This is a genomic window from Desertihabitans aurantiacus, from assembly GCF_003344635.1.
Lineage (GTDB): Bacteria > Actinomycetota > Actinomycetes > Propionibacteriales > Propionibacteriaceae > Desertihabitans > Desertihabitans aurantiacus.
This window is the reverse complement of sequence record NZ_QPKK01000371.1, coordinates 1-2893: the sequence shown is the minus strand read 5'-3', so window position 1 is coordinate 2893 and position 2893 is coordinate 1. Positions and strand designations below refer to the sequence as shown.

Sequence of the window (2893 nt, the reverse complement as noted above, 5' to 3'; positions counted from 1 at the left end):
GCCGGGAGCGGCGGGCGGCCAGCTCGTCACCGTCCACCGACCCGGACGTCTCGTCGACCAGGTCGACCGCGCGCCGCGGGCCGCCCGCCCCCGTCTCGGCCGATCCGTCGGCAGCGGGCTGCGGGGGCGTGCCCACCGCGGGTGCCGTCTCCGGGGGCAGCGGTCGCACCGACCGCACCGCCCCGAGGACCGCGGCCCTCAGCTCCGGTGGCGGCGGCGTCTCGGTCAGCCGGGCCAGCTCGGCGGTGGTCTCGGCGAACTCGGTGACCTCCCGGGTGCACTGCGGGCAGTGCGGCAGGTGCGCCTCGAAGACCTCTCGCTCGGAGGCGTCCAGGGCGCCCACCACGTAGGCGCCGACGTCTGCGTGCACGTCGTGGCTCATGACCCCACCCCCAGGGCGTCGCGTAGTCCGATCAGGCCGTCCCTGATCCTCGTCTTCACCGTGCCGAGCGGCAGCTGCAGCAGCCCGGCGACCTCACGATGGGTGTAACCACCGAAGAAGGCCAGGGTCAGGGCCTCGCGCTGGATCGCGGTCAGCGACTCCAGGCCGCGACGGACCTGCGCCTCCTCCAGGTGCTGCTCCACCCCGCTCCAGACGGTGTCCACCTCGCGGCCCCGGTCGGCCACCCCGTAGTCGTGCTCGCGCTGGTGCGAGCTCTGCACCGACCGCACCCGGTCCACCGCCCGCCGGTGCGCCATCGTGCACATCCACGCGAGCACGCTGCCCCGGTCCGGGTCGTAGCGGGCGGCGGTCCGCCACACCTCCACGTAGACCTCCTGGGTGACCTCGACCGCGTGGTCGGGGCTGCGCAGCACCCGCGCCGCGATCCCGTGCACCCGGGCGGAGGTGAGGTCGTAGAGCTCGGCGAAGGCTGCCTCGTGACCCCGGGCCGAGCGCTGCAGCAGCTCGACCAGCCGCTCGTTGCGCTCGGCCCGCGACGACACGGGCGGCAGCGTCTCCCCCTCGTCGGGGCTCGCCGGCGACCTCATGGGCAGCACGTTGTCATACCGCTCCAGCTCCTCGGGTCCCATCGCCGCCCACCTCCTGTCCTCGTCCTGTGTGTGGTCCGTCGGGGAGATGCTGGCGCCGCCCGACCGGCGTCCGGGGGGTCAGCTGGCGGGCAGCAGGACCTGGTCGATGAGGTAGACGGTGGCGTTCGCGGTCTGCACGTCGCCGCAGACCACCATCGCCTCACCGTTCACGGTGAACTCCTCACCGCTGCCCTCGACCATCACCATCTGCTCGCCGTTGAGGGTCTCGTGCTCGCCCGCGAGCATCTCGGGCGAGAGCCGCTCCGGCACCACGTGGGCGGTCAGCACGTCGGTCAGCAGCCCGGTCGGGTCGCCCATCGCGGCGTCCATCGTCTCGGGGTCGACGGCCTCGAAGGCCTCGTTCGTCGGCGCGAAGACGGTGATCGCCTCCTGGCTGTTCAGGGTGTCGCCCAGCCCGGCCTCGCCCACCGCGGTCACCAGGGTGGAGAGCAGCGGGTTGTTGCTGGCGGCGGTCGCCACCGGGTCGTCGGCCATGCCCTCGACCGAACCCTCCCCATCGGTCGGCACCTCCGCGCAGGCGGCGCCGAAGGGCTCCCCACCCATGGCGGCGTCCGTGCTGGGCGAGCTCTCCATGCTCGGCGAGGCCTCCATGCTGGGGGAGCTGTCCATGCTCGGAGCGGTCGCGGGGCCGGTCTCCTCGCTGCTGCAGGCGGTGGCGGCGAGCGGCAGCAGCAGGGCCGCGCCGAGGGCGGCGATCCGGGTCCGGCGGGTCGTGGTGGTCATCGTGGGTTCCTCCTCGATCGGCGTGGCCGGGTTGTCGGCCGCAGAGGACGGGCGCCTCTGGTCGGTATTCGGCGCCACCGGGAGGACGGATGGGGCGGTCAGCCCTCGAGGGTGAACTGGATCTGGTGCCAGCCGGTGGCTCCGGCGGGCACGACCGGACGACGCTGCTCCGGCTGGGTCTCCCCGGTGCCGTCGGTCGCCCGCACCTCGGCGGTGTGGCGTCCGGGCGGACCGTCGTAGCGGAAGCTCCACTGCCGCCAGGTGTCGATCCCGCCGGAGTCGGCCAGGGTCGTCTCCTGCCACTGCCCGCCGTCGATGCGGATCTCGACCTTGTCGATACCGCGGTGCTGGGCCCAGGCGACGCCGGCGATCACCGGGCTGTCGGGGCTGATGCTGCCGAGGGAGGAGGGGACGTCGATCCGGGACTGGGTGAGCACGGGGCCGCGGTCGGACCAGCCGCGGTCGGTCCAGTAGGCGGTCTGCGCGTCGAAGCGGGTGACCTCCAGCCGGGAGAGCCACTTGGTGGCCGAGACGTAGCCGAACAACCCGGGCACCACCATCCGGGCGGGGAAGCCGTTCTTGTCCGGGAGCACCTGCCCGTTCATGCCGAGCGCGATCAGCGCGTCCCGGCCGTCGGTGAGGGCCTCCAGCGGGGTGGACGCGGTGAACCCGCCGTCCATCGAGTGCGAGAGCACCATGTCGGCCTCGGCCCGGACGCCGGCCCGCTCCAGCAAGGTGGCGACCGGGACGCCGAGCCAGCGGGCGGTGCCGACCAGCGACCCGCCGACCTCGTTGGAGACGCAGGTCAGGGTGATGTCGCGCTCGACCATCGGCATCGCCAGCAGCTCGTCGTAGCCGATGGTCAGCGGCCGGTCCACCAGACCGTCGACGGTCAGCGTCCACCCCTCGGCCTCGTGCCGCGGGGTGATCAGGGTGATGTCGATCCGGTAGAAGTCCTCGATGGCCGTGGTGAAGGGGGTGTTGCCCGGCACCTGGACGCCCGCGGGCAGCGGTGGGGCGGGTGAGGCCGGCGCCGGCAGGGCGAACGCGCGCCGGGCGGCCGAGCCGGCCTGCACCAGCGCCTGCACGACGCTGCCGCCGGCCGCACCGAGCACCG

General features: G+C 73.7%; 4 protein-coding genes. All 4 read right to left on the bottom strand.

Annotated elements, in window-relative coordinates; translation table 11 throughout:
- Positions 1–382 (bottom strand): zf-HC2 domain-containing protein (locus DVA66_RS21995; RefSeq protein WP_269801648.1); only part of this gene is annotated, 382 nt, incomplete at its 3' end.
- Positions 379–1032: an ECF RNA polymerase sigma factor SigK gene (gene sigK, locus DVA66_RS19055; RefSeq protein WP_232822073.1), complete on the bottom strand. Its 654-nt coding sequence runs from the start codon at positions 1030–1032 to the stop codon at positions 379–381. The genes sigK and DVA66_RS21995, both read right to left, overlap by 4 nt.
- 78 nt (positions 1033–1110) lie before the next feature.
- Positions 1111–1776 carry a fasciclin domain-containing protein gene (locus DVA66_RS19050; RefSeq protein WP_114561422.1) on the bottom strand — a complete coding sequence of 222 codons (666 nt, stop codon included), beginning with the start codon at positions 1774–1776 and terminating at the stop codon, positions 1111–1113.
- 98 nt (positions 1777–1874) lie between these two features.
- On the bottom strand, positions 1875–2893 hold a 1019-nt coding region (locus DVA66_RS19045), incomplete at its 5' end, for a molybdopterin-dependent oxidoreductase (protein ID WP_157974145.1).